The following is a 25,036-nucleotide window of genomic DNA, read 5'->3' as shown; positions in this document are numbered from 1 at the left end:
CCTGTACACCTCACCCGACGTACATCCTTATATTTGAAGAAAATAACCCAAAAGCCCGCGGTCAGCGGGCAATTGGGCATTCTGTGTAGAAGTTACATTCCGAGTTTCTTTTTGTTCTCCTCATATTTCGTCTGGCGGTAAGCATCGAAGGTCGCCTGGCCTTCCTTTTCCTTCTTCGCCAGATAATCGCTCCAGAGCTTATCGAACTCGGCATCCGAGGACGCCATCAGCAGCTTCGGCAGCGTTTTACCGCGCAGGTTCTTGAGCTTGGTGGCAATAATGCCTTCCGGCGAGTTGCCTGTAGGATCAATTTGCTGGAATTCAGAAGTGTTTTTAGTTTTACCGCGGGTCCAGTCTTCCAGCTGTTTGAACGGCTCAACGGACTTCGGCGCCCATTGGTCGGTGATATTCGAATTTTGCAGCATCCAGAACGTGAAGGACGAACCGTATTTCTTGTCAAATGCCGCGCGGTCCTTGTTCATCAGAGCAAAGGCTTCAGGAAGGAACTGGTCTTTGCCGTCAATTGTATCATAGCTGACCCCTTTTTCACCCAGGTAAAGATCCTTGTTGCCTTCTTCACTGTTCAGGTAGCTGAGGAATTTAATCGCACGGGCTTTATCCTTAACATCCTTGGAGATCAGGGTTACGGTCCAGCCGGCAATGCTCGGGCCGTTCAGCGCCGGAGGGTCCAGCTTGGTATTCGCAGGTCCGTCTATAGCGATATAGGTTTGTTCAGGGTTCTTTTGGAAAATAGTACCGAGCTGGGAAGCAAAGTCCGTCCGTTGATAGAGCATGGCGAAATAGCGGCCTTGCGCAATCTTTTCTTCCATTTGGGCACGTTTGTCGATAAAGATATCCTTGGCCAGCAGTCCGTCCTGGTTAGCCTGGCGGAGCGTTTTCATCCAGCGTACATATTCAGGATCGGTTTCGCGGTCATAGACCTTGCCGTCCTTTTCCCAAGGAATGTTCAGGAAGTTCTGAATGTATCCTTCCAGCGAGTCGTTGCCGTTCTCAGTAAACTCATGCAGACCGAGCGGAATAATCGGCTGGCCGTTGATCTCAGGGTATTTCTCTTTGGCCAGCTTCAGCGCATTCAGGAAACCTTCCGGAGTACGCATGTCGGGACTGCCGATCGCTTCATAGATATCCTTGCGGACTACAAAGGTCTGGTTGGAGACATATTTATCGCCATATTTTTTATAATCAGCAGGAGAGGAAGAGGAGTTCGGATAACCGTATACATTGCCGTCCGGCTGCGTATACCAGCCCAGCTTGTCGGCATCCGACACCTTGAAGAAGTAAGGGTCATATTCTTCAGCCAGCTTGTTCAGCGGCAGCACCAGCTCGCCTTCGATCATCTTCTTGATCGCATCTTCCCAGAAGCCCAGCGTAATGAAGTCAGGCAGCTTGCCGGAAGCAATCAGCGTGTTGAGCTTCTCATTCTCATTCCCTGCGGGAACGATGAAGTTGATGTTCACACCGGTCTTTTTCGTTACATATTGGGAGGTAGGATCTACACCCCATTTATTCGGGAACCAGGCAAAATTCAGATACCAGTCGAACGTAATCGGTGAGGTGTCGCTTTTCCAGCCCGGCTCATCCGCCGAGACCGCAGACGCTGCCGGTTCTGCCGGTGCTTTGGTAGCCTCTGCTGCATTCGTCGCGCCTCCCGTATTATCCTTGCCATTGTTTCCGGCATTATTGCCGCTTGAACAGCCCGCTGCCGAGAATGCCAGCATCAGCCCCAAGAGCAGCAGCACCATTGCTTTTGGCTTGCGTTTCATGCCCATGCTTATTTACCCCTTTTCTAAGATTGTAGTAAATTATAAGCTCAACTCCGGCACCCGAATGTGTCCAAGCACCGGAGGAGTTACCTGGTTGTACCTTCGCTTGACCTTTGCTTGCTCCAGAACCAAACCTCAGCCCTTGATTGAGCCAATCATCATACCCTTCACGAAATAGCGCTGCAGGAACGGATAGACGAACACAATCGGGAGCGTGGTGACCACCATCGTCGCCAGTTTGATGGACTGCGAGGTCACGCTTTTGGTAAGACTGCTGCCCTGGACGGCCACCATCATCTGGTTGGAGCTGGACTGGGCCACCACCCGGAACAGATAAGTTTGGATCGGCTGCAGATCGGGATTGTTGACATAGATGATGCCGGCAAAATAATCATTCCACTGATACACACCATGGAAGAGGGCAATCGTGGCAATAACCGGCATGGATACCGGAAGCACGACCCGCAGAAAGATGGACCAGTCATTCGCTCCGTCAATCCGTGCAGCCTCCTCCAGCCCCTCGGGAATCTCCCGGAAGAAGGTCATGAAGATAATGAGATCGAAGAAGCTGAACATTACCGGAATGATATAGACCAGGAAATTATCCAGCAGATGCAGGTCCCTGTTCAGCAGAAAGGTCGGGATCAGTCCACCGTTGAAGAATAAGGTAATCGTGCCAAGCAGGATATAGAACTTGCCGCCGATCAGCCCTTTGCGCGACAGTGCATAAGCTACCATCGCCGTGAAGAACACATGCACGAGTACACCGAGCGCCGTTTTGGCTACCGTAATCCCCATGGCCTGCATGATGCCGGGGCTTGCGAACACCGCATCGAAATTTTTCAGGCTGAACACGCGCGGCCACCAGTAAATCCCGCCCAGCATAGCGTCATTTCCGTCATTGAAGGCATTGATCAGCACGTACCAGATCGGGTACAGTGTCAGGAAACAGACACACAGCATAATCAGATTGTTGACGATATCGAACAGGGCCTCGCCCTTTGTTTTGCGTTTGAGAGCAAACATAGTAAGTCCTCCTTGTCTAGAACAGCGACGTATCGTTGATTTTTTTGGATACCTGATTGGCAATCAGCAGCAGAATCAGTGCAATGACCGCCTTGATCAGAGTGACCGCCGCAGAGTAGGAGAAGCGGTTTGAGACAATCCCTGTATAGTAGATGTAGTAGTCGATTACATTGCTGGCGCTGTCGTTAAGGGAGTTGCGCAGGACCAGAATCTGGTCAAAGTTGGAGTTCAGCACCCCGCTGACTGCCAGAATGAACAGAATGCTGATCGTCGATTTAATCGCCGGCAGGGTAACAAACCACATTTTCTGAAAACGACCGGCTCCATCAATAGTCGCAGCTTCATACATTTCGGGAGAAACCCCGGAAATGGCCGCCAGGTAGATAATTGCGGACCAGCCAAGCTCCTTCCAAATATCGGAGGAAATAATGATCGTCCAGAAATAGCTGGGCTCGGCGAGATACGTAATCGGCTGATCGATCAGATGGAGCGACAGCAGAATATTGTTCACAATCCCCACATCCGCCAGCCAAGTGGCGAGAATCCCGCCCAGCACTACCCACGAGAGAAAATGCGGCAGATATGAGATGGTCTGGATCGCTTTTTTATACCTTAAGGAACGGATCTCGTTCAGAAAAAGGGCGAAAATAATCGGCAGCGGAAATCCGATCAGCAGCTTGATTAAGCTGATGCCCAGCGTATTCCTGATGACATTGACCAAATCCTCATCATCCAGGAACTCCCTGAAATGCGTCAGCCCCACCCAGGGCGCTTCGGCAATGGATTTTACGATGTTGTAATCCTTGAAGGAAATAATCAAACCATACATCGGAATATAGTTGAAAATAATCATCCAGACCACGCCGAGCAGAGCCATTGTCTGTAAATGGCGCTGGGCCAGCAGCCGCCTCCATAGCGGACTTTTCGGACCTGAACCGGTTTCGATTTTTGGCGAAAGAAGCGGTTTCATCGCCGGATTTGCTTCGGTGCTGCTTTTGTTCTCCATCATATGGCCTCCAAAATCTATCTCTGTTTTTGCTATGAAGCGCTTACAGCTCTATGTGTTTATTGTATAGGCTTTCAGTCTGGGGTGTAAGGGCCGAGATTTCGTATTTGGGGGCTGATTTTTCGGCTATAGGATTTGAAGTAAAGTGCTGCTGGGCCGGTGAAAGCCGTGACTGCGGGGAATGTTTGGACTTCCGGTCGCTGTTGTATCCAGATTTCTTTGATTTACACCGCTATTAAACGGATGAAATCCGGATACAAAGGCGAACGCTGCCGCTCCTCCAGTTCCAAACTCCCCCTCCGCTGCTATACCCATAATGGGGTTTCAAAGTTCAAATGATATAGAAAATCAAGCGGTGCGTAATCGAGTAGGAGGGGGCGGCTAGCCCCCGTCCTCTCACACCACCGTACATGCGGGTCCGCATACGGCGGTTCCAAAAGGTTAACAAAGTTCCAGATAACGTGAAAGCAAACTTTTCAGCCCTTTCGCTTCCCAATAGGAAGTCGGAAGGGCGTTATTCGTGTTCCGGGACATTTCCCATGCGCCTCGCCGCGAGTTTGCCATCGTGAAACAGGCCCACTCGGGTACTCCAAGTGCCCGGAGTTCGCGGATTCGTGTTCGCACTCGTTTCCATTGTTTCCACAGGCACATCCGTAGTCTCCTCCGAATCCACTGGTCCAGTTTTTGGAGCTGCGTCTTCGCCGAAGCCAGGCGGAAATAACCTAGCCATCCCATTAGATAGCGGTTCAATTGCTTTATCCGTTCTTCCATTGAGATCGACCAGGTCCGACTCGTGAGTTGCCGAATCCTTTCTTTACATGCTTCGAGGCTTTTCGGTGCGATTCAAATACCCACCTGTTTCTGGCTCAGGAAACTAAACCCCAGGAACTTCCGGTGCCAGGGTCTGGCTACCGCACTTTTCTCCCGGTTCACTTTCAGTTTTAGCTTTCCTTCTACAAACCGACTTACCGATTCCATAACGCGTTCACCTGCTCGCTTACTGCCCACAAAGATATTACAGTCGTCCGCGTAGCGTACGAAACACAGACCTCGTCCTGTCAATTCTTTATCCAAATCGTCCAAGAAAATGTTTGCCAAAAGCGGACTGAGGGGACCGCCTTGTGGCGTTCCTTCCTGGCTCTGCTCCAGCTTTCCGTCCACCATAACCCCAGCGTTCAGATAAGCACGAATCAGTGTCAGCACTCTTTTGTCTGTCACTTTCCGCGCCACTCTTGCCATCAGCATGTCGTGGTTTACCCGGTCAAAGAATTTCTCTAGATCCAAGTCCACGACCCATCTTAGGCCACTTTGGATATATCTTTGAGCTTGCTTGACTGCGTCATGCGCACTCTTCCCCGGACGAAAACCGTAGCTGTACCACGAGAATTGCGCGTCAAAGATCGGATTCATGACTTGCAGAAGTGCTTGCTGGAGAAAACGGTCCATCACGGTCGGGATCCCTAGCAGCCGTACACCGCCTCCGGGTTTGGGGATTTCCACCCGTTTGACTGGCGCAGGTCTGTACGTTCCCGTTAGGAGTTCGGCTTTCACCGATTCCCAGTGTGTTTTCAAGTAAGCTTGTAGATTCGCTACCGTTACATTGTCCACGCCGGGCGCTCCTCCGTTTTGCACCACTCGTTTGTAAGCGAGCCGAAGGTTGTCCCCTTCGAGCATTCGCTCCAGCAAGTTGTTCTGGTCTTCGCGAGAGGAAGGGGCGACTTGTGCCGACGAAGAACTCGGCGCTCCAGCATACCCTGACGGCTTCACCGCTTCTCTTTGCTGGCAGCTCTCTTGCGAGATATTCGGCTGTCGTTGCTCTTCGTGTGAACGCATCGGTTTCCTCTCTCCTTTCGGTTCAGCCCTTCCGTAAACTGTTGCAACAGTTTACGTACTATGGCCTCTGCTGACTCCTGCCAGTTCAGCGCAGCCTCTCGGCTACGGTTACCAAGGTTTTTTTTCTCTTGCGTATCCAGCAGGTCTCCCCAGATAAGAACGCCATCTTTCCGCCCGCGCCTGCCCAAGTTTACGGCTGCTGCCTTTGGCAGCTTAGGATTTCGTCATGACTTGGTGACTTATCCGGCTGCAACCGCCTCAAATTGGATTCGTGTACCTCAGGCCGTGCTTTTGCCTCCAGCTTCCTTCAGATTCCGCCTCACGGTGGACACCCTTGCTCTTGGCTAACGGTAGGCGCTTGCCAGCCCCCGCTCGGGACTTTCACCCTAGAGATGACGCTCATGCTGGACGTACAAGGACAAGGAGAGGCCTGTACAGCCTCCCCTTGCTTTACTGCACCCATGCTGCCGAATCCACTGGAACCTTGTTTTGCCAGGTTTCCGTTGATTCGATTGCCACCTGTACCCGGTGGCTTCTATAGCTTTGGTGATTGTGGCAACTCCGGCGGCTTCATCAACTTCAGTAGCTCCGGTAACTTTCTGTGACTTCATCAACTTCCGTGGCTTCCAACACCTTCGGTGACTTCAACGGCTTCGGTGGCTCCGTAAACTTCGGTGGCTTTATCAACTTCGGTCGCTTCATCAACTTCCGTGGCTTCCAACCCCTTCGGTGACTTCAACAGCTTCGGTGGCTCCGTAAACTTCGGTCGCTTCATCAACTTCAGTGGTTCCATCAACTTCAGTGGCTCCAGTAACTCCCGTGACTCCATCAACTTCGGTGGGTACCACGCATTTTCACCTTGACCCTCTCCCTTAAGCCTTCTCGTGGCTTCTGGTCGCTAATCCGCTCGTCTTCCTAAGTGGAAAAAGTATAACTAACTTTTGAGATCCAGCTTCCTGATCATCGTGTGGGAAAAAGTAGACTTAATCCAAGCCCAAAACAAGAAATCGAGGAAATAGAGCGAATTAAGCATACTTTTTCCACCTAAATACCCAAAAACCTCAAAAACGCACAAATTAAGTTCCCTTTTTCCACCTAACTCTGAGATTTAAACGGGTTGGCCGATTTGAACAAATTAGTTGGTGAAGTTCTGGATAAGTTGAGTGTTAAAGCAGCAGCAGCTTATAACCTCAGAGGAAACCACCCGTCAAACGGGTGGCCCGGAAATTGCATAGAGAGGTACATGTAAGATTAATTTAAGATTCACGAAAGACAGCTGAAAGATTGAAGGAATATCTTTGATTCATACGTCAAACAAGAAAAAAGAGATAAGATCAGGAGAAGAGGTACAGAGAAATGAAAGGAACTATTTGCCCTAAAATTCAAACCCTAATGATCGTACTGTTTATGATCGCAGGCAGCATACTGCCCTTGCTGCAAACGGGGACAGCCCACGCAGAAGCAGCTCCACACGCTGTAGACACGGCCACAATTGATAAATTTGTTGAATCGATGCTAGACAAGCTGGATGTTCCCGGCATGGCGGTCAGCATTGTGAAGGGAGACCAGATCATTTACACCAAGGGATATGGACATTCGGGTCCGGATGGACAGCCTGTTACACCGCAAACGCCCTTTATTCTGGGCTCCAGCTCCAAATCGTTTACGGCGCTGGCCATCATGCAGCTGGTTGAACAAGGAAAGATTGATCTGGATGCACCGGTGCAGCATTATTTGCCGGAGTTTGAGCTTGAAGACAAGGAAGCGTCCAAAACCATCCGGGTCCGGCATTTGCTGAATCATAACAGCGGAATATCCACTTTTCATGGCCGGACGGCTTTTTCCAACACGGTACCTACTATTGATGAACTCATACATGGGCTAAAAAACACCCCCTTAACCGAGCCGGTTGGCACCCAGTTTCAATATTCCAATGCCAATTACGATATACTGGGCGGAATTATTCAGGCCGTTTCCGGCAAGTCTTATGCAGAATATATCCAGGACCATGTGTATTCTCCTCTGGATATGAAGAACAGCTATACTTCTACATCCGAAGCGAAAAAACATGGGTTAGCCACAGGTTACCAGTCCATCTTTGGTTTTATGGTCCCTTTTGAGCAGCCGGATAACCCCTCTATGCTCGCATCCGCTTATCTGATTTCAAGCGCAGAAGATATGAGCCATTATGTAATGGCTCAACTCAATGGCGGAAAGTTCCACGATATCAGCGTGGCTACCGCGGAAAGTGTTGCCCAGATGCATCAGTCGGCCATAAAAGACCCTACTACCGGCGGTGAATATGGCATGGGCTGGGAAATCGTTCATGGTGTTGTTCAGCATCCGGGTGATGTTGAGAGCTTTCACTCCGATATGAAGCTGGACGGGAACATAGGTGTTGCGGTATTAATCAATGCCCATGATTATTTGGTCCGCGTCTCCAAGCTAAGCATGGTTGCTGACGGAATTCTTGACATTATGCATGGGCGGGAGCCGGTGGAGGATGCCGGAAGCATTACCGGCACCCATATTCTAATTGATACCGGTAGTGCGGCAGTGATGATTACGCTGGGAGTGTCGGCTTTTAATCTGTTCAAACGCAAGAAAAGCTTTAGACTTACCCCGCTGCGGGTTATCCTGTTCGCTTTCTGTCTGGTTTTGTTTAATGTAGTGCTGCCAATTACTGTTTTATACGGCTTTAGTCATACTTTTGCTCCATGGAGTGTGGTGTTCTCCTTTCTGCCTGGACTTGGACATATCGCGTTTATCCTGAGTATTCTTTCACTCGTGATCGGGGCTGCCAAGCTGATTGTACTGGTGCATAATCTGCGTCTGCGCAGGGTGAAGGGAAGCGGGAGCGGAATTACTACGTGAAAATCCACTAGACACTCCCGCATTACTTCTATTCCAGCACCGCCCGGATTTCGGCGATGTCCCCCCGGCGCAGCGCCTCAGCGTCAGCACCGCGCAGCAGCGATCCGGAAATACAGCTTACGGTGCCGTCACAGTAGGTCAGCGACAAACTCTGGATTAACGCCCCTCCCTCACCAAAGGTGTTCAGATGCCGGGGGTTGTGGTAGGTTACCTTGGTATGCCCCAGGAAGGTGAAGGACACTTCTCCCTGCTCATTAAACAGCCAGCCCGGGAGCGCCGGGGCAAAGGACACGGCCAATTCCCCGTCAATGACCGAGAACACATGGCTTCCGGCCATCATCGTCCGCCACATGCTAAGGAACTCTGCGGTGGAACCGCTAAGTCTGGCGACAAAACCTCTTCCGTGCGTCCCCGGGTCCGGATTACCGCCTGTAGCGATGAAAGAGGAATTTTCCAGCGTACTCCGTCCATAGACTGCAGGGTCCAGGAAGGGGATGAGCGAGGTTTTCAGCTCCCCGTAAAATTCCTCATACAGTCCCGTTTTCAGCAGCGCCAGCAAATATTTGTAGGACATATGCAGGAAGTTCGACTCCCGCTCCAGCCAGCCCGGCGTGAAGGCACGAATCCTCCCGATCTCATTGGATTCCCCATCCAGACTGACCGATGTCCGGTACATCGACGTAACCGGGTCATACAGCTCCGTTTGCTTGATCCGGTTGTAGATATCCCGCGCCTCTCCCGGGCTGTCGAGCGTTTTCAGCCAGCGTGTCGGCCCTTCCAGAAAATGTGGCAGCGGAAAGGCCTCGAATTCCTCCACCACCGCTTTGGGCAGCCCATAGCCGCTGAGTACCGGCTGTCCGTCCCCATCGGTCACCGCCTGGAACCGCGTTGCCTCAAAGCGGAAATAGGTCGGAACCAGTCCCCCGCCCATTTCTACAGCAAGGCTGATACCGATATCAAGCTTGCGCAGGAACCGGCCAAGCGCCTCACGAATCAACGCAAAGGCTACCGGCTGTTGTTCCCCGGTGATGCCGAAGCGTATACGTTCACGGTAGAACTCACGTGCGGATGCTACGTTGTGCCAATAATCAAACTGCGTGATCTCCCCGGCCAATATGGCGGCCGTGGCGCTGTCCACCTGCTCAAGCAGCAAAGACATTTCGGCCGGAACCTTAACGGATGATTCCGCAGCTCCAGCTCCATTCCCGCTGCGCTCCAGAGCCTCCAGCAGAAAGACGATCATCCGCTTCAGCTCAAATGTCTCGCTCATGCCTGAACCGAATAATCCCGGCAGGCCGTTCATAGCATCGTTCCAGCCCGGCTTGTTGCCCTCCATCTCTACGCCCATGCCGTACGGGTCAAGTGTGGCAAATTTGTTCAGAGCAAGAGACAGCATCTTCACGAACAGATTGGTGCGGTAGATTTCTCCATGGCCGCCTTCCGTACGGAGCCAGTGCGTCTCCGAAGCCTTCCGCTTCAGCCGGTGCAGCTTCTCTTCATCCTCCAGCAGGGCACCGTATTGCCGGACCTTGCCGTCGCTCAGCACATATTTCTCACTGCGCGGGAGCACATAGGCCGGGCTGTCGTAGAACGAATAAGTCTCATCTCCGAAGAGCAGCTCCTGCCTGCGTTCAGGGAAAATATCCAGATACCCCTCCACCAGATCGAGGTTGTAGGTCCAGTGATCGGACCAGAAGCCTTCCCCGAAGGCGGCTTCAATGTTCTGCTGCGACAGGGCCAGCACTCCGCTCAGGAATTCCTGCTCGCCCGCCTTCAGCGTGACACTATGGTCGGCAATGTAATTAATCAGGCGTCCGGGTGTGAAACGGCCTGCACAGAGCTTCACCAGCTCCTCCTGGTGGTCGGCTGCCGCCGTGTGAATCCATTCCGCAAGCTGCGGCGCCTTGCCCGGCAGGATTTCAAAGGTCGTTCCCTGCACACTCAGCGGATTGTAGCCATCTGCCTGGATCAGGCTGTAGAACATCTTGATATTGAAGCTGCCGACCCGGGGATTGAAGAATACATCATTGCGCCGGTTCTGGTTCATGTCGCGGAAATTCCCGTTACCCTGAGAGTAATATTCCGGCGCCAGCGAGAAAAAGTTGTAGTCGCGCTCCATGTCCCCATGCTTGCGCGAGAAGAGATGCACGACAGCTCCTTCTCCCCCGTTGTCGAATATGAATGGATAACCGCCGCGCAGGAAATTGTCCAGATAGGACTGCCGGCAATACGCATCAAATATAGGCGAGGCGGTTCGGGTGGCAATGTCCTCCGTCAGCTCGCCGATCAGGCTGGCCGCTTCCAGGGCTTTGGACGTAATATATTCATCACGGCAGAGGGCTTCCGCTTTGCGGTTGATTTTACCGATGTCGTTCACATGCCCAATAATGGTGTTCAGGATCAGCTTGCCGCCCGGAGCGAGGGTCCGCGCCACACCGCTGAAGCCGCAGGGAACTTTGTTGACGGGGTATTGGGGCTGCGCAAGCAGCTCTGCCAGCTGCAAGCCGGCAAACCGCTCCGGGAAGCCAAGCGAAGTATTGCCTCCGAACACCGTCTCGAAGTCCACAACCGGTGCCAGCCGCTCTCCTTCCGCCGTAAACGACAGGTAGAAATGGCCGCTGCGGATTTCGCTGACCTGCGCATCATCATTCGTGCTGGAGCGCAGCTTATAGAACGGAATTCCGTTCTCCAGGTTGTATACCTCCATCCAGCTGCGCAGCAGATTGCCGATCTCCTTATATCCGCTGTTCTCCACACCGTACGGCAGGATCTCCGGCAGACCGTCCAGCATTTCAAGATCAAGCTCCCCGCCTCCAGCATTCTCAACCTCCACACGCCGGACCAGTGCCGCGTAGTCATCACCCGGCAGATTGAAGTAGTGGACGGTTGTCTTTAGTCCATACCCGGCGTGGGATTCCTCGATGGTCAGCCCGTTCGGCAGAATCGTCATCTTGCGTTTCGCCCTGGGATCAGGCCGGGCCGACTGGAACGGCTCATACATTTCCGGAACACCCTTAATCTTGATAAACGTGCGGAAGCCGGAAGAGGCTACGTTCTTATAGGAAATGTTCGCGGGAGAAAATTCCATGATCGGCGAGTTTTTGTCGCGCACCCCAAAGCTGCTAATCGCCTGACCCCGGTTCACATAGAAGGTCCACATCGGAATCCCCTTCAATCCCGCAAGACCGGGCAAGAAACTGGCGAAAGGCTTACCCTCATGAAACTGCTCGATTACAAAGTTACCGGAATCAAAATAATAATGGCTCATAAACCCTGCCTCCTCAAAAATATGCTGTCTGTAAATCTGATCATTCCAGCAATTCCTCAGCCCATCTGCGAAATAATATGTGTGGCAATAGAGTGCGGCGGCAGCTCGCATTCGGCCAGCTCATCACCCAGTCCCAATGTCACGCTGCGCGCATTCTCACCCTCATTCATAAGGACTACAGCGAGGCTGCCGTCCGGATTTCGAAAGGCAGTAGACAAAACACCTTCAGCCGCAGCTGCAAGTCCAATGCGCACAGCGCCCGGAGCAATAAATTTGCTGAAATGCCCAATGTAGTAATATGAGCTGTTGTAATGCACCTCGTCGGTAGCCGTATCGGCAATCACCGGAGCATCGCAGAAATTACCCACATGATTCGGCCCTCCGGTCTCGTCAAGCACCAGATTCCAGTCCAGATAGCCTTCCGTCCAGGCATTTAAATCACCGATCATGTTCCGCCCGTAACGTTCACCGGTGAACCATTCACCCAGCCGCACACCGCCCTCCTGGCAGCCTTCCGTGAACAGCAGATGCTTCTCCGGGAAAAGCTCGTGCACCCGGGCCACCTTGCCGAACTCCTCACCGCCATACCAGTGAATGCCTGTGCCCCAGACATAACGGGCCGCCTCGGGGTCGGACAACACGGTGGAGGCGCGTTCGACCATGATATCGCGGTTGTGGTCCCAGATGACGATGTTTACATCCGCCAATCCCGCCTCATGCATTACAGGGCCGAGATGGTTTTTGACAAAATCCCGCTCCTCCTCTGCGCTGTACACACAGGAATCCCAGGTCTGAACCGCTGCCGGCTCATTCTGCACCGAGACAGCCCAGACCGGTATGCCCTCCCGGCGGTAAGCTTCAATAAATTTCGTGTAATACCGCGCCCATACATTCGCGAATTCCGGCTTCAGTGAACCGCCGTTATTCATCTCACCGTTGGTCTTCATCCAGGCAGGAGGACTCCAAGGGGAAGCCAGCATCTTGAACGGGCCGCCTCTGACTTCCATTGCATCTTTAATCAGCGGAAGCACCCACTTATGGTCATGGGCAATATCAAAGGTCGCCAGCTCCGTATCCCCATCCTGCACATAGGTATAATTGCCGAGTGCGAAATCACAGCTGTGGATGTGCACACGCCCCATGCTGTAGTTCAACCCTTCCTCCGGGTGAAAATAACGCCGGATCACCTCGGCCCGTTTCCCGGGGCTCATCCGTGACAGCGTGTAGGCCGCCGCTTCCGTAAAAGCGCCGCCGAACCCGAGCATCTGCTGAAACGCCTGTTCCGGCTGCAGCTGCACATCGGCTTTCTCGCCGGTATTGCGGACTCTGAAAACAATTCCTTCTCTTGGGCTTAGACGCTCCCCCGTATCCTTAGCGGTAATCACTGTTCGGACTTTTGTCATTTCAGCCATCTCCTTTGTTTTATATGCATAATCGAAACCGGTTTCGATTATTCCGAAAAAAAATGCGCGCCCGGCAGAACCGTTTTATTCTCTGCCCCGCGGCGCGCAGGAGTCCCGCACAACCACTTCAACAGGAAGCATCAGCGCTTCCTTGTCCTGCCCTTTGCCGTCGATGGAGGCGATCAGAATCTCAGCCGCCCGTGTCCCGAGCATATCGGTATCCTGCCGGATGGTCGTGAGCGCCGGTGATACATACGCAGCAAGCTCGATATCATCATAGCCGATCACCGAAATGTCAGACGGAACAGCAAAGCCTTTGTCTTTGGCTGCCATCACCGCGCCGAGAGCCAGCAGGTCACCCGAAGCAAATACAGCCGTCGGACACTCCGGCAGTTCAAGCAGCTTCAGCATGGCATCATAGCCGCTTTCTCTGGAGAAAAAAGCGCCCTCGACGATATAGCCGTCCGGCACGTCAAAGCCCAGCTCCTTCATGGCCGCTATGTACCCCAGCTCACGCTCGCTTCCCGGAAAGGAGTTCCCGCCTCCAGAAATATGGCCGATTCTCCGGTGCCCCAAGGATGCCAGGTAATTGACCGCCAGCAGTGCTCCCGCCCTGTTATCCGAGCAGACTGTATGGGACTGCGGCGTATTATAATCCAGAATAACCGTGGGAATATCACTTTCCAGCAGCTCCAGGAAATAAGGGTCGTCATAGTCGGACAGGAACACCACAACCCCGTCCACCCCGCGAATCCGGCAATTTTCCAGATAACCGCTCTGCTTGCCCCCGACATCCTTGGAAATGAACATCAGCGCATAGCCTTTGGCTACCGCAACCTGCTTGAAGCTCTCAATCACCGCGCTGAAAAACGGATGGCGGATACCCGCACCGGTCCCCTCCACAAACAGCACGCCGATGGTCCATGACTTTTTGGTCGTCAGGGTACGGGCATGCGCGTTGGGCAGATACCCCATTTCCTGCGCCGTCCTGAGGATTTCCTGGCGTGTCTTCTCCCGCACATCGGAATAATTGTTGAACGCCTTGGAAACCGTGGTTGGCGAGTAGCCGGTTTTTTTGGCAATATCATAAATCGTCGTCAATCCGGTTCACTCCCGCCGGCCCACAATGAAAGCCCTTTTATATTCACTGCCATTCTAACGCCTTTGGACGCCGCCGTCCAGCAGAAATTAGGAGATATCCACCTGACACCGCCTCCTGTGTGATTCACCGCACTTTGCGCTATACTAAAGCTATCATAAAAAAGAAGGGGATTGGACAGGCGTCAATGCGGCCTTCCACACATACCTATGACTGATACCCATCCGCCATTATCCAAACAATGCGCCTACTGTCGGCAGTATAAACCTCTAACTGAATTCCGCAGACGCACAGGCAAACGCTCTAAGGGCCAGTCACGCCGCGGTGCCTGCCGGGAGTGCCGCAAGCAGCTTCTAGCGGGCAAAGCCAAGCCGTCTGCGCGGGGAAAAGGGACAGCAGCTATATCAGCCACCGTGATCTCCGATACCGGAATGACCGATACGCTCGTACTCACACGCCTTCCGGTCCCTTCCGCCACGGCGGCTGCAGCCTCCAAGCCCGCTGTATCTGGAGTCCAGCAGGCTTTCGCACCGGAACGCTCCAGGGAAGGCACAGCAGCTCTTCCCGCACACGGAATCAAGGGTAAAGCGCGGCCCCGCGGAGCCGACACCGCCCGGCGGAAGACCCCGCCGCATAGAGGACCGAAGCCTGATCCGCAGGATGCATCAGCCTTGATTCCTTCGGCCAAAGGCATGATTCTGATGCGCGGCCATAGCGACAAGGGCCGGCGCTGGCATCAGGAAATCGACCTGGAGCTTGCCGTAACGCTCGTCAAAGAACATGCCGCTGTGGTGGTGAACCGCCGTACGATCCGCCGCCTGTACAGCAACAAGGATTTTCGCGCATTTATTCTGAACAGGGATCATTACACCTGCCACTTCTGCGGTTTATACGGTGACACCATCGATCATTTGCTGCCGCGTGCCAAAGGCGGCCACACCACGCCGGATAACTGCGTCTGCGCCTGTAACCTGTGCAACCAGACCAAAGCCGACCAGTATGTGGAGGAATTTATGGGGCGCTAACGTCTGAGAAGAGCAAAACAGCCGGCGGCTCTCAAACAACGGCGTTTCTGCCGTTGTTTCTGCCCATGGCAGCCGGCGGCTCTTCAACAACGGCGTTTCTGCCGTTGTTTCTGCCCATGGCAGCCGGCGGCTCTTCAACAACGGCGTTTCTGCCGTTGTTTCTGCCCATGGCAGCCGGCGGCTCTTCAACAACGGCGTTTCTGCCGTTGTTTCTGCCCATGACAGCCGGCGGCTCTTCAACAACGGCGTTTCTGCCGTTGTTTTTGCCTATGGCAGCCGCCAGCTCTTTAACAACGGCGTTTCTGCCGTTGTTTTTGCCTATGGCAGCCGGCGGCTCTTCAACAACGGCGTTTCTGCCGTTGTTTCTGCCCATGACAGCCGGTGGCTCTTCAACAACGGCGTTTCTGCCGTTGTTTTTGCCCATGGCAGCCGCCAGCTCTTCAACAACGGCATTTCTGCCGTTGTTTCTGCCCATGACAGCCGGCGGCTCTTCAACAACGGCGTTTCTGCCGTTGTTTCTGCCCAACAGTAAAAAAAGCGCTCACGGCCCTCAGATGCTGTTCTAGAGACCAGCATCTGAGGGCGGGAGCGCTTTTGCAATTACGTGATATGTTTGACCCGCCCGACTTGACCGTCAGCCAGCCGTACCTTGATCCCGTGCGGATGGCGGGGCGAGTTGGTAAGAATGTCTTTGACCACGCCGTGGGTAAGTTTGCCTGTAGCCTGGTCCTGCTTCAGCACAATATCCACTTCAAGTCCGGCGCGGATATCCGCTCTAACTTGCCCGTTCATGATGCGCTCCCCTTTCTTAAGTTATAATGGAGTTACTACTATTACGGATTAAAGATAAGGATGAGACAACAATGGCCTTCGGAATTAACAGAGAAGAATTAACCCGCTGGAAACAGGCGGTTTCTGCAGGAGAGATCGCTTTCCTGACCCATTATTGGCTGGACCCCCGCTTTCCGGGAATGACAACAGTAACCAAAGTCGGCTGCAGCAACCTGTCCCGCCTGAGAAGCTGGTGCGAGCAGCATGGGCTGCCTTCCCAGTACATTCATAACCGCAGGCCCTTCCCGCATTTCGATCTTATGGGACCCAAGCAGCCGGAAATTCTCCGGCAGGAAGGGCAATGGGAGCAGCTTGAAAGATTCCGTCTGCTCTGACCCGCGGATCAGCAAATATATGCCGATGCCAAGAAATCATAAAGACTGCCGCTATTTCTTGTTGCGCAGATCCCTCATAATCTTCCGTCCGGTCGGGGTTTGGGCCAGCCCGCCCCCGGCCGTCTCCCGGTGCTTCTCGGGCATGGCCGAGCCAACCTCCAGCATGACTTTGATGACCTCGTCGGACGGAATCACACTGCGCACCCCGGCCAGTGCCATATCAGCGGCGGCCAGCGCCGTAACGGCACCGAAGCCGTTACGCACGATGCAGGGGATCTCTACAAGTCCGCCTACAGGATCACAGATCAGTCCAAGTGTATTTTTGAGCGCAAGGCCAACAGCATGAACGGCCTGCGCCGGCGTGCCGCCTCGCAGCTCGGTTAGTGCTCCCGCCGCCATTCCGATGGCTGAACCGACTTCGGCCTGGCAGCCTCCCTCAGCTCCGGAAACAAATGAATTATTGGCAATAACATACCCTATAGCTCCCGCGGCAAACAGGCCGGATACCATGTAGTCATCCTCCCAGCCAAAACGCTCCTGGCAGCTCAAAAACACGCCGGGAATAATTCCGCAGGAGCCGGCCGTCGGCGTGGCAATAATGCGGCCCATGGACGCATTGACCTCCGATACAGCCAGCGCATAAGCCATGGCCTGGCCGGCAGGCCCGCCCAGACAAGGCTCATCTGCCGTATTGTAAGACGCAACCCGCTGGGCATCCAGGCCCGTCAGACCACTGCGCGAGGTAGTATCCTCTGTCATGCCGCGGTATACAGCTTCCTTCATTACCCCGTAATACTGGCTCATGGTGGCGAATTCCTGTTCCTTGGAACGGCCGGATTCCTCGCTCTGCTCCTCCAGCATCAAGGCACCGATGCCCATTCCCCGCTCCTCGCATAATACAGCCAGCTGGCTTAAGGTTTGAAAATTCATGGTGTGTCGTCCTTCCCTTTCAGTTCTTGCGCGGATTCATTCAGATCCACCACTTTGACGGATTTGACAGCAGACAGAGCCCTCAGCTCATACAGCAGCCCCGGCGTCGCCGCCTCATCCAGCTCCAGCACCGTAAGAGCCGCACCACTGCGATTTTTACGGTCCAGCGACATGTGCCCAATATTGAACTGGCCTTTGCGCATCACCTCTGTAACACTGGCCAGCACTCCAAGGTAGTCCATATGCTGAATCAGCACCGTCGGATACATTCCTGTAAGCTTTACTCCAAAGCCGTCAATATCCACAATTTCAATATTTCCGCCGCCGATAGATATTCCTGTAAGTGTCAGTTCCGTCCCTGTCTGCGCACCAACCAGACGCAAGCGTACCGTATTGGGATGAGGGAACAGGCCCGTTCCTTGACCAAAGGAAATCTCCATCCCGGCCTCGGCTGCCAGTTCTATGGAATCAGGCAGACGGGAATCATCCGTAGCGAAATCCAGCAGGCCCCCGGCAATCGCCCGGTCCGTCCCATGCCCTTGATACGTAGCGGCAAAAGAACCGAAGAAAGTCACCTCGGCCTCACGCGCCGGCTCACCCAGTACCTGCCGGGCAGCCCTTCCGATCCTTGCTGCGCCTGCTGTATGCGAACTGGAAGGTCCGACCATCGCCGGGCCAATAATTGAGAATACATCTTTGAACCGCATTGTTCAAATCCCACCTATCAAAATTCGACAATATACTTTTCCATTATATTATACTGCAGCTGCGTAAAAGCTACACCATGACATTGTCTGTAACTTAAAAGGTATTACTGGAGAACAGGACAATACCGTCCCGCTCCTCCCAGCCAATACTTGTCCAGAAGCTACGGCCTAGGGCATTATTCTCAATGACCATCAAATGGCATTTTTCGATCCCTTCCTGAAGCAGGCCGGCCAGGCAGCGGGATACCAGCTCACGGCCAACGCCTTGGCCGCGGCCGTCTTCGCTGACAGCAACATGATACATATACCCTCTGCGTCCGTCATGCCCGCACATTGCTGTACCGGCAAGCGTGTTGTCCCCGTTCTCGGCTACCTGGCTCAATCCCGGATTGCGCTCCAGATAGCGGAGTATTTCTTTCCGGGAGTCCGCCCCGCTGAGTTTCATACCTCCGGTATTCTCCCATAACTGATAGGCGGCTTCGTAATCCTCAGCAGTCATTGGTCTGTAATTCATAGTTTCCTCTCCAATTCCGTTGTTTTATATGTAGGGTTGAGCCCGTCTGCACACAGCATTGAATTCCTCCGGATTCAGCCTGCCAAGAGACAGCATTTCCTCATAAGGGTCACCTTCGAGCTTCAGCAGCTTGGCGAACGCGGGCTCTGTCTTCATGCCGCCGGACTTCAGGGAGCGGATTTTCTCTGCAAAGCCGGGTCCAAGCAGCTTCAGTATCCGTTCCTCCACCTGCATATGCAGCCAGGCATTCTGTTTTTCCGTGGGCAAGGGCTGCCCAAACAGTTCAATCGGCCAACCGCCCGCCACAAAATTAATTTTGGTGCGTACTACACCCCCCACTGTACGGGTCACCGCATTAAAACCCTCCAACTGACCGAAATGACATCGGGCCTCTGCGGTAAAGCGCCGGGGGCCCTGTACTTCACAAATGATATCCAGGTCACTGCCCTCCACCTGAATGCCCAGGGGCACTGTTCCTGCCAGCCGCGGATGATATTCTGCCAGCAGCTCCAGAATGCGCAGCTCCCGCAGTAATTGCCGGACCTCTCTAAGCACCGCATTACCCGCCTCATCTTCTGCCTGGACCAGACTGTTGTTCTTTTCCAGCCTGCTTCACCTCCTGTCGAAACTAATCGGGTTCATCCGGCTAATGGTGCATTTTATGTTGGAAAAAGTATCACTAATCCGACTCACACAGCTTATGGTACATATTATGTTGGAAAAAGTACCACTAATTCGACTAAAAGTGACCGTAAGGGATGAGTATGCACGAATTAGGTGTACAAAATCCAACTAAAACCTTCTGCAGCCAGGATTTCAGCGAATTAGCTTTACTTTTTCCACTTAGCCTTAGCATTTGATGAGCCTTTTGGCGCTCCCCAGGCTTTCAAGTGCTCCAGTCAGCTCATATAGACTCATATAGCATTCAATTTCTCCATGTACAGCTCCTTCAGATGTGCATGTCCGGCAGACACAAGCTGCGTAGCGGGGACAGGAGGGGGCGCACGCTTTTCTGGGCGCATGCATAAAAATATACAGAATCACAGAATGCACCCGAGGAGTGTCGCTAATGAATCCTGTATATCCCTATTACGGAGAACGTACGGTCTGCCGTGTGCAGCCCATAGCCTTTCCCCCACAGCATCAGGACCGCCAGCCTGGACTGGAGAGTCTGATGCAGCCCCGGCCAATCAGCGAAAACCCGGACAGCCGCGGCAGCGGAAAGCTGGACGGCAAGGTTGCGCTGATTACCGGCGGAGACAGCGGGATCGGGAAAGCCGCTGCGATTGCTTTTGCCAAAGAAGGTGCGGATGTCGCCATTGCCTACCTCTATGAGGCGTCCGATGCCGAAGCCACACAGCGGCGTATTGAAGAGCTGGGACAGCGCTGCCTGCGGATTCAGACCGACTTACGGTATAAAGCGAACTGTATCCAGGCGGTGGAGCATACCGTGCGGACCTTCGGCAAACTGGATATCCTGGTCAACAATCACGGGGTACAGTATCCGCAGCAGAGCGTCCTGGATATCTCGGAAGAGCAGTTGTACGAGACGTACCGCACGAATATTTTTCCGTTCTTTTTCCTGACGCAAGCCGCGCTGCCGCATCTGTGCACTGGGGCCTCCATTATTAACACCGCATCCATCACCGCTTACCAAGGCAATAAGAAGCTCATTGATTATTCATCCACCAAAGGCGCTGTTGTCACGTTCACCCGCTCCCTCGCCCTGTCGCTTGCCGACAGTGGAATCCGTGTCAACAGCGTGGCTCCCGGTCCGGTGTGGACCCCGCTGATTCCGTCCAGTTACCCCGCCGAAGAAGTCAGTGTATTCGGTACTGATACCCCCTTCAAGCGGGCCGCCCAGCCCTACGAGCTGGCGGGAGCCTACGTCTATTTGGCCGGACCCGACTCCACTTACGTTACCGGAACCTGCATTCATGTTAACGGAGGGGACATGGTGACCAGCTAACGCCATGTTCACTCCAGAAAGGATGTTAAACTCATGAACAAGTTGAAGGATTATGATCTTCCATCCGTGAGGCTGAGTGCAGGGATGTATGCACTGACGAAGCTGTCTGCCGCCGGTTTGACATTTATGCTGGTCTCTCTGGTTATGCTCGCATTTCCGCATACCGAGGGTGTACCGGAGGGCTGGCCGACCTCGGTGCCTTATGCCATCTATGCCTATGGGCTGCCGGCCGCACTGGTATCGGATGCCCTGCTGCGCGTGTTCCGCTTCGATTCGCTCACCCCGGCCCTTGTGCTGTATGCGGCCTGCGGCTATGGCGCAGGCGTATGGCTGGCCGCGGAGCAGGGTGGGGACGCTGTGACCTGCGGTATCGCCGGGATATTTGCGTTGCTGCTGTTCCGGCTTTCCCAGCTGGCCGGAGAACGTCAGCCGCTCCTGCTTCCGGTATTCGCCCTGTTTGTCCCGCTGATCTGTCTGGTGTTGTTCTGAATACTGCCTATGGCTAAAAAGACTTCTGCTTGGCTACGGTGTGCATTTCAGACAAGGTGATACAGGAGGCAACAGTTGCTCTTCATAAGTATCACAACGCCCTCGCCTCCGGAATCAAAGCGCCTCGATGATATCTCCGGCGATCAATGCCGACGGATCATGGCGCTGGCGGGCAGCCCGTTCCCCGGCCAGGCCGTGCAGATAGACGCCAAAGGCCGCTGCCTGCGCAGCATGGAGCCCTTGCGCAAGCAACCCCGCAATGATGCCGGTCAGCACATCGCCCGCACCGCCGGTTCCCATACCCGGATGGCCCGTGATATTCACATAAGCCTCCCCTTCAGGCGTGGCGACCACCGTATGGGCCCCCTTCAGCACAAGGGTTACCCCATGCTCCCGGGCATAAGCCAGCGCCAGGCCGATCCGGTCCCTCTGCACCTCAGCCGTAGATATTCCGGCCAGCCGGGCCATCTCCCCCGGATGAGGCGTCAGGATCACCGGATGGCGGCGGCTTGCCCAGGAGCTGTAATGGCTGTCCGCAAGAATATTCAGCGCATCGGCATCGATAACAAGCGGAGCAGCGATGCCTTCCCACAGCATCCGCAGCCATTCCTGATCGCCCTCAAACCGTCCAAGCCCCGGCCCTACAGCAGTGACATCTCTGCCCTTGCTTAACCGCAGCACTTCTGCGGCAGTCCCGGCGCTCCAGGTGCCATTCTCACCGCCGGCCGCTGCCAGCATCAGCTCCGGGGCTGCGCCAATGACATAGGGCAGCAGCGCTGTAGGCAGCGTCCAGGTCACCAGGCCGCAGCCTGCGCGGAGAGCGGCCCGGGCGGCAAGGAGTCCTGCACCGCTCATGCCCAGGCTTCCCGCTGCCAGCAGAACATGCCCGTAGGTGCCCTTGTGGCCCTCGGGCGAACGGCGGCGCGAAACGTCGACCTGCAGACGCGCCTTCAGCACCTCCGGCGTCAGCAGGCTCGCCGGCACGCCGCTCTTCTGCGCCAAGGCAGCGGGAATGCCGATGGAGCGGACCACCACCTGCCCGGCGTTGCCCGCGCCGGGATATTGCAGCAGCCCGCGTTTGAGAAACGCGAGGCAGACTGTCACCGCCGCATGAATGCATGGCTCATGCGTCTGGCCCGTGTCCGCATCCAGCCCGCTGGGGATGTCTGCGGACACAATGGGTTTGCCGCTGCCATTTGCGGCGGCAATCAGCTCCGCATAGGCACCGCGCGGGGCGCCCGCGCTGCCGGTGCCGAGCAGCGCATCCAGGATGCCGCTGCATGCGGCAAAGTCCACCCGGTCCCGGCCGTAGACTACGGCGGGCAGGCCCAGGGCTGCAGCGGCATCACGCTGCAGGGCGGCTTCGCCGGCCAGCGACTCCGGCGCGGCCGCGTACACCAGCGTGACGGCGATGCCCGCCTCACGCAGGTGCCGGGCGGCGGCCAGTCCGTCGCCGCCGTTATTGCCTTTGCCGGCCAGGATGAGCCAATGCTCGGCGCCGGCATGCTCTAGGGTCAGCGCGCTATCGCCGCTGACCGTGAAGCCCGGCGGCTTGATCCCCGGGCCGCCTGCGCCCCCCGTTCCATCTGGTCCGTACACCCTGCCATCCCGCGCTCCATCTGGTCCGTACACGCCGCCGCCCCGCGCTCCATCTGGTCCGTACACTCTGCCGCCCCGCGCTCCATCTGGTCCGTACACGCCGCCGCCCCGCGCTCCACCTGGTCCGTACACGCCGCCGCCCCGCATTCCACCCGGACTGTACGCTCCGCCGTCCGCGCTCCTGCCCGGTGTGCCAGCCTCAGTGCGGCCCGGCTGGTGCACACCTCCGCCTGTCCCAAGTGTCCATGCAGCAGAGGTATCAGCTTTGCCGGATCTGTGGCGGCAAAGCTTAAGGATCTCCTCCGCAATGGCCCTGCCCGCATTTTCCATCAGCGCTACCGCCGGGATGCCCAGCCGCTCAATCGTCTGGCGGTCCAGCTCCCGCATTTCCTGCGCAGTCACTATATACATTAGCCCAGCCCCCTTAGTTGATTCGATTGTACTTGGTACAGGGGACTCAAGCAAATCCTGTTTACTCCGAATATTCCAAGGGTTCTACTGCCCTGTTACCAAAAAAAACCTCCCGAAAACGGAAGGCCTTACTTCATATTTGGTTCGGCATACGCTCCGGACAGGCCTGTCCCCGCTCAGTATCCCACCGTAAACCGGGACCGGCTGAAGTTTCCTTCCTCCAGTTCGTCAATGACAGCTACAGCAAAATCCTCCACGCTGATGCTGCTGTCTCCGTCCTCATCTACCACCAGACGGTCCAGGCCGATGCGGAACTGTCCGGTCCGGCGGCCGGGGCGGATGACGGCAGGCGGGCTGAGATACGTGTAGTCCAATGAAGAGGCGCTATAGATTTCATAGGCATGTCCATGCGCCTCCGCCAGCAGCCGGAATTTCCCGGGGAACCCCGGCGTATCCATCAGCCACTCGCCCGACTCCGTCTTCAGGGTTCCCGCGCCGCCAATCACCAGCAGGCGCTTTAGCCCTACAGCCTGCATACCCTCCAGCAGACTCTCCGCCGCGCGCACCAGATCGTTCTCCCTTCCGGCTGCGGGACCAAAAGCACTGATTACCTCTTCATGCCCGCGTACAGCCTCTGCTACCGCCACCGGGTCCAGAATATCTGCAACAATGACCTGCAGGCGCTCATGTTCCAGCTCCAGTGAAGCCGGATTGCGGACCACTGCGGTGACCTCATGTTTTCTATTTAACGCTTCCTGCACAATGGCTCTGCCGATCGTTCCCGTGGCTCCAAAAACCACAACATCCATACCAGAAACCCTCACTTTCTATTCGCAGTTTGTTCTTATTATCTCCAAGATTAGCGCCGCAGGAACATTCCCTGCGAATCAGGCATGACCGGCTCAAAGCCGTACTGCGCATACAGCCTTGCGGCCTCTCCATCGGCAATCAGACTGATATAAGACCTGTCCGGCACCGTATCCAAAAAACTGCGGATTTCCCGCATTATGATCTTCCCCAGGCCGCGTCCCTGACAGGATGGCTTCACGGCAATATCGGTCACTTGAAAAAAGCAGCCTCCGTCCCCGACCACGCGCCCCATTCCGACAAGCGCGCCCTCTTCATACAGAGTCACTGCAAATACGGACCGGGGCAACCCGATTTCCGCTCCCCCGGCACTCATTGCGCTCAATCCTGCTTCCATCCGCAGCGCCAGATATTGTTCTACCGAAGGCCGCTCATGGCGGATTTCCAGCTTATCCTCCATCATCACGCCTGCTCCTCTCTATAACTCCGCTGTACTGCTGTGAGACCTGCAGCTGCTATCAATATATATGACACCACTGCCGGCAAGCAAGAATAGTCTGACAGATACACTGCATCTTGAAACATTATCCATTTCAGAACGTACAATGACTCAAAGCCGCTGTTCTTTTACAGCTGGAATATTCTCTGCCCGTATTCTTGGGTAAACTGTGGAATAGGATCATATTATTATGCCGAAAGGTTGGGTGAAGTCATCATGACTCCAATAGGAAAACTGTTCAAATGGGGGACCTTTGCTTATGAGGCTTTTTTGGCGCTGCCGTTCATCGGCGGAGCTTTTGTCGTCGCTAATGCCTGGGCACCGCTGGGTGTTGCGTTCCTTCTGCACGCAGTTGCCGTAGTACTGCTGTTGAGAGAGCGTGGACCTATTGTCGGCAACGTGGTTGGGATTGTTACCTCGGTTGTCGCGTTAATTCCTTTTGTTGGTTGGATTATGCACGCTGTGACTGCAATTATTCTGCTCATTGAGGGGATATCCGCCTCACGGCGCACACCGCGCTACTAACGGGGAAGCTTAAAAAGAGGAGCGCACTCACGAGCCATGATAAATGGATTGTACAAAACGCAAGAGGAAATCTCTCATTTCAGAAAAAAACGGCTGCACCGT

22 protein-coding genes and 1 pseudogene are annotated in these 25,036 nt (G+C 54.7%); 7 read left to right on the top strand and 16 right to left on the bottom strand.

Annotation, left to right across the window (positions count from 1 at the left end; all coding sequences use genetic code 11):
• Nucleotides 1-92 precede the first annotated feature (92 nt).
• The 5 genes and pseudogenes from PGRAT_RS02560 to PGRAT_RS02535 all read right to left on the bottom strand — a co-directional run bounded on the left by PGRAT_RS02560 (nt 93) and on the right by PGRAT_RS02535 (nt 6,445).
• Entirely contained in the window at nt 93-1,790 is a 1,698-nt protein-coding gene (locus PGRAT_RS02560) for a type 2 periplasmic-binding domain-containing protein (protein WP_025707437.1), read from the bottom strand.
• Between the two features lie 129 nt (nt 1,791-1,919).
• Entirely contained in the window at nt 1,920-2,810 is an 891-nt protein-coding gene (locus tag PGRAT_RS02555; RefSeq protein WP_025707436.1) for a carbohydrate ABC transporter permease, read from the bottom strand.
• 16 nt (nt 2,811-2,826) lie between these two features.
• The gene (locus PGRAT_RS02550) at nt 2,827-3,780 is read right to left on the bottom strand and encodes an ABC transporter permease (protein ID WP_411830735.1); all 954 of its coding nucleotides are present in this window, start codon (nt 3,778-3,780) and stop codon (nt 2,827-2,829) included.
• Nucleotides 3,781-4,257: 477 nt separating this feature from the next.
• A pseudogene (gene ltrA, locus PGRAT_RS31080) lies at nt 4,258-5,649 on the bottom strand (group II intron reverse transcriptase/maturase).
• A gap of 610 nt (nt 5,650-6,259) precedes the next feature.
• Nucleotides 6,260-6,445, bottom strand: coding sequence for a hypothetical protein (locus PGRAT_RS02535; protein ID WP_156124046.1), 186 nt, complete (start codon nt 6,443-6,445; stop codon nt 6,260-6,262).
• Between the two features lie 560 nt (nt 6,446-7,005).
• Here PGRAT_RS02535 and PGRAT_RS02530 point away from each other — a divergent pair.
• Nucleotides 7,006-8,523 (top strand): serine hydrolase domain-containing protein, encoded by a 1,518-nt coding sequence (locus PGRAT_RS02530; protein ID WP_025707432.1) that lies wholly within the window; start codon nt 7,006-7,008, stop codon nt 8,521-8,523.
• 28 nt (nt 8,524-8,551) lie between these two features.
• Here the strand turns inward: PGRAT_RS02530 and PGRAT_RS02525 are convergent, their stop codons facing one another.
• The 3 genes from PGRAT_RS02525 to PGRAT_RS02515 all read right to left on the bottom strand — a co-directional run bounded on the left by PGRAT_RS02525 (nt 8,552) and on the right by PGRAT_RS02515 (nt 14,295).
• Nucleotides 8,552-11,791 carry a hypothetical protein gene (locus tag PGRAT_RS02525; protein WP_025707431.1) on the bottom strand — a complete coding sequence of 1,080 codons (3,240 nt, stop codon included), beginning with the start codon at nt 11,789-11,791 and terminating at the stop codon, nt 8,552-8,554.
• 56 nt (nt 11,792-11,847) lie between these two features.
• Nucleotides 11,848-13,194: a glycoside hydrolase family 30 protein gene (locus PGRAT_RS02520; RefSeq protein ID WP_025707430.1), complete on the bottom strand. Its 1,347-nt coding sequence runs from the start codon at nt 13,192-13,194 to the stop codon at nt 11,848-11,850.
• A gap of 84 nt (nt 13,195-13,278) precedes the next feature.
• Nucleotides 13,279-14,295 (bottom strand): LacI family DNA-binding transcriptional regulator, encoded by a 1,017-nt coding sequence (locus tag PGRAT_RS02515; RefSeq protein WP_025707429.1) that lies wholly within the window; start codon nt 14,293-14,295, stop codon nt 13,279-13,281.
• A gap of 171 nt (nt 14,296-14,466) precedes the next feature.
• Between PGRAT_RS02515 and PGRAT_RS32125 the strand changes: the two genes are divergently transcribed.
• Together PGRAT_RS32125 and PGRAT_RS32950 are read left to right on the top strand one after the other, a co-directional pair.
• Entirely contained in the window at nt 14,467-15,318 is an 852-nt protein-coding gene (locus tag PGRAT_RS32125) for an HNH endonuclease (protein WP_244884048.1), read from the top strand.
• Between the two features lie 53 nt (nt 15,319-15,371).
• Entirely contained in the window at nt 15,372-15,884 is a 513-nt protein-coding gene (locus PGRAT_RS32950; protein ID WP_156124045.1) for a hypothetical protein, read from the top strand.
• Between the two features lie 34 nt (nt 15,885-15,918).
• Here the strand turns inward: PGRAT_RS32950 and PGRAT_RS02500 are convergent, their stop codons facing one another.
• Nucleotides 15,919-16,110 carry a YwbE family protein gene (locus tag PGRAT_RS02500; protein WP_020426781.1) on the bottom strand — a complete coding sequence of 64 codons (192 nt, stop codon included), beginning with the start codon at nt 16,108-16,110 and terminating at the stop codon, nt 15,919-15,921.
• Between the two features lie 71 nt (nt 16,111-16,181).
• Between PGRAT_RS02500 and PGRAT_RS02495 the strand changes: the two genes are divergently transcribed.
• The gene (locus tag PGRAT_RS02495; RefSeq protein WP_025707615.1) at nt 16,182-16,484 is read left to right on the top strand and encodes a hypothetical protein; all 303 of its coding nucleotides are present in this window, start codon (nt 16,182-16,184) and stop codon (nt 16,482-16,484) included.
• Nucleotides 16,485-16,535: 51 nt separating this feature from the next.
• Here PGRAT_RS02495 and sdaAA read toward each other — a convergent pair whose 3' ends face one another.
• The 4 genes from sdaAA to PGRAT_RS02475 all read right to left on the bottom strand — a co-directional run bounded on the left by sdaAA (nt 16,536) and on the right by PGRAT_RS02475 (nt 19,190).
• Nucleotides 16,536-17,414 carry an L-serine ammonia-lyase, iron-sulfur-dependent, subunit alpha gene (gene sdaAA / locus PGRAT_RS02490; protein ID WP_025707614.1) on the bottom strand — a complete coding sequence of 293 codons (879 nt, stop codon included), beginning with the start codon at nt 17,412-17,414 and terminating at the stop codon, nt 16,536-16,538.
• Nucleotides 17,411-18,121, bottom strand: a complete 711-nt coding sequence (sdaAB, locus tag PGRAT_RS02485) for an L-serine ammonia-lyase, iron-sulfur-dependent subunit beta (protein ID WP_025707613.1) — start codon at nt 18,119-18,121, stop codon at nt 17,411-17,413. The genes sdaAA and sdaAB overlap by 4 nt, the downstream gene beginning before the upstream one ends.
• A 94-nt stretch (nt 18,122-18,215) precedes the next feature.
• Nucleotides 18,216-18,635, bottom strand: coding sequence for a GNAT family N-acetyltransferase (locus tag PGRAT_RS02480; protein WP_025707612.1), 420 nt, complete (start codon nt 18,633-18,635; stop codon nt 18,216-18,218).
• Between the two features lie 24 nt (nt 18,636-18,659).
• Nucleotides 18,660-19,190: a DUF4269 domain-containing protein gene (locus tag PGRAT_RS02475; protein ID WP_025707611.1), complete on the bottom strand. Its 531-nt coding sequence runs from the start codon at nt 19,188-19,190 to the stop codon at nt 18,660-18,662.
• A gap of 514 nt (nt 19,191-19,704) precedes the next feature.
• On the opposite strand from PGRAT_RS02475, the gene PGRAT_RS02470 reads away from it, so the two are divergent.
• Both PGRAT_RS02470 and PGRAT_RS02465 read left to right on the top strand, forming a co-directional pair.
• On the top strand, nt 19,705-20,604 hold the full coding sequence (locus PGRAT_RS02470; RefSeq protein WP_025707610.1) for an SDR family oxidoreductase: 900 nt from the start codon (nt 19,705-19,707) through the stop codon (nt 20,602-20,604).
• A gap of 33 nt (nt 20,605-20,637) precedes the next feature.
• A complete protein-coding gene (locus tag PGRAT_RS02465; RefSeq protein WP_025707609.1) occupies nt 20,638-21,093 on the top strand; it encodes a hypothetical protein in 456 nt (151 codons plus the stop codon).
• 114 nt (nt 21,094-21,207) lie between these two features.
• Here the strand turns inward: PGRAT_RS02465 and PGRAT_RS02460 are convergent, their stop codons facing one another.
• From PGRAT_RS02460 to PGRAT_RS02450, 3 genes are all read right to left on the bottom strand, one after another.
• Nucleotides 21,208-23,103: an NAD(P)H-hydrate dehydratase gene (locus PGRAT_RS02460; protein WP_042265947.1), complete on the bottom strand. Its 1,896-nt coding sequence runs from the start codon at nt 23,101-23,103 to the stop codon at nt 21,208-21,210.
• Nucleotides 23,104-23,279: 176 nt separating this feature from the next.
• The gene (locus tag PGRAT_RS02455; RefSeq protein ID WP_025707391.1) at nt 23,280-23,912 is read right to left on the bottom strand and encodes an NAD(P)-dependent oxidoreductase; all 633 of its coding nucleotides are present in this window, start codon (nt 23,910-23,912) and stop codon (nt 23,280-23,282) included.
• Nucleotides 23,913-23,962: 50 nt separating this feature from the next.
• Nucleotides 23,963-24,370 (bottom strand): GNAT family N-acetyltransferase, encoded by a 408-nt coding sequence (locus PGRAT_RS02450; RefSeq protein ID WP_025707392.1) that lies wholly within the window; start codon nt 24,368-24,370, stop codon nt 23,963-23,965.
• Between the two features lie 255 nt (nt 24,371-24,625).
• On the opposite strand from PGRAT_RS02450, the gene PGRAT_RS02445 reads away from it, so the two are divergent.
• On the top strand, nt 24,626-24,934 hold the full coding sequence (locus tag PGRAT_RS02445) for a hypothetical protein (RefSeq protein ID WP_025707393.1): 309 nt from the start codon (nt 24,626-24,628) through the stop codon (nt 24,932-24,934).
• The last annotated feature ends 102 nt before the right edge of the window (nt 24,935-25,036 follow it).

Source organism: Paenibacillus graminis, assembly GCF_000758705.1.
In the GTDB taxonomy this organism is placed as follows: Bacteria; Bacillota; Bacilli; order Paenibacillales; family Paenibacillaceae; genus Paenibacillus_AQ; species Paenibacillus_AQ graminis.
The sequence above is the reverse complement of the archived record's forward strand: the minus strand, read 5'-3'. Positions and strand labels throughout refer to the sequence as shown.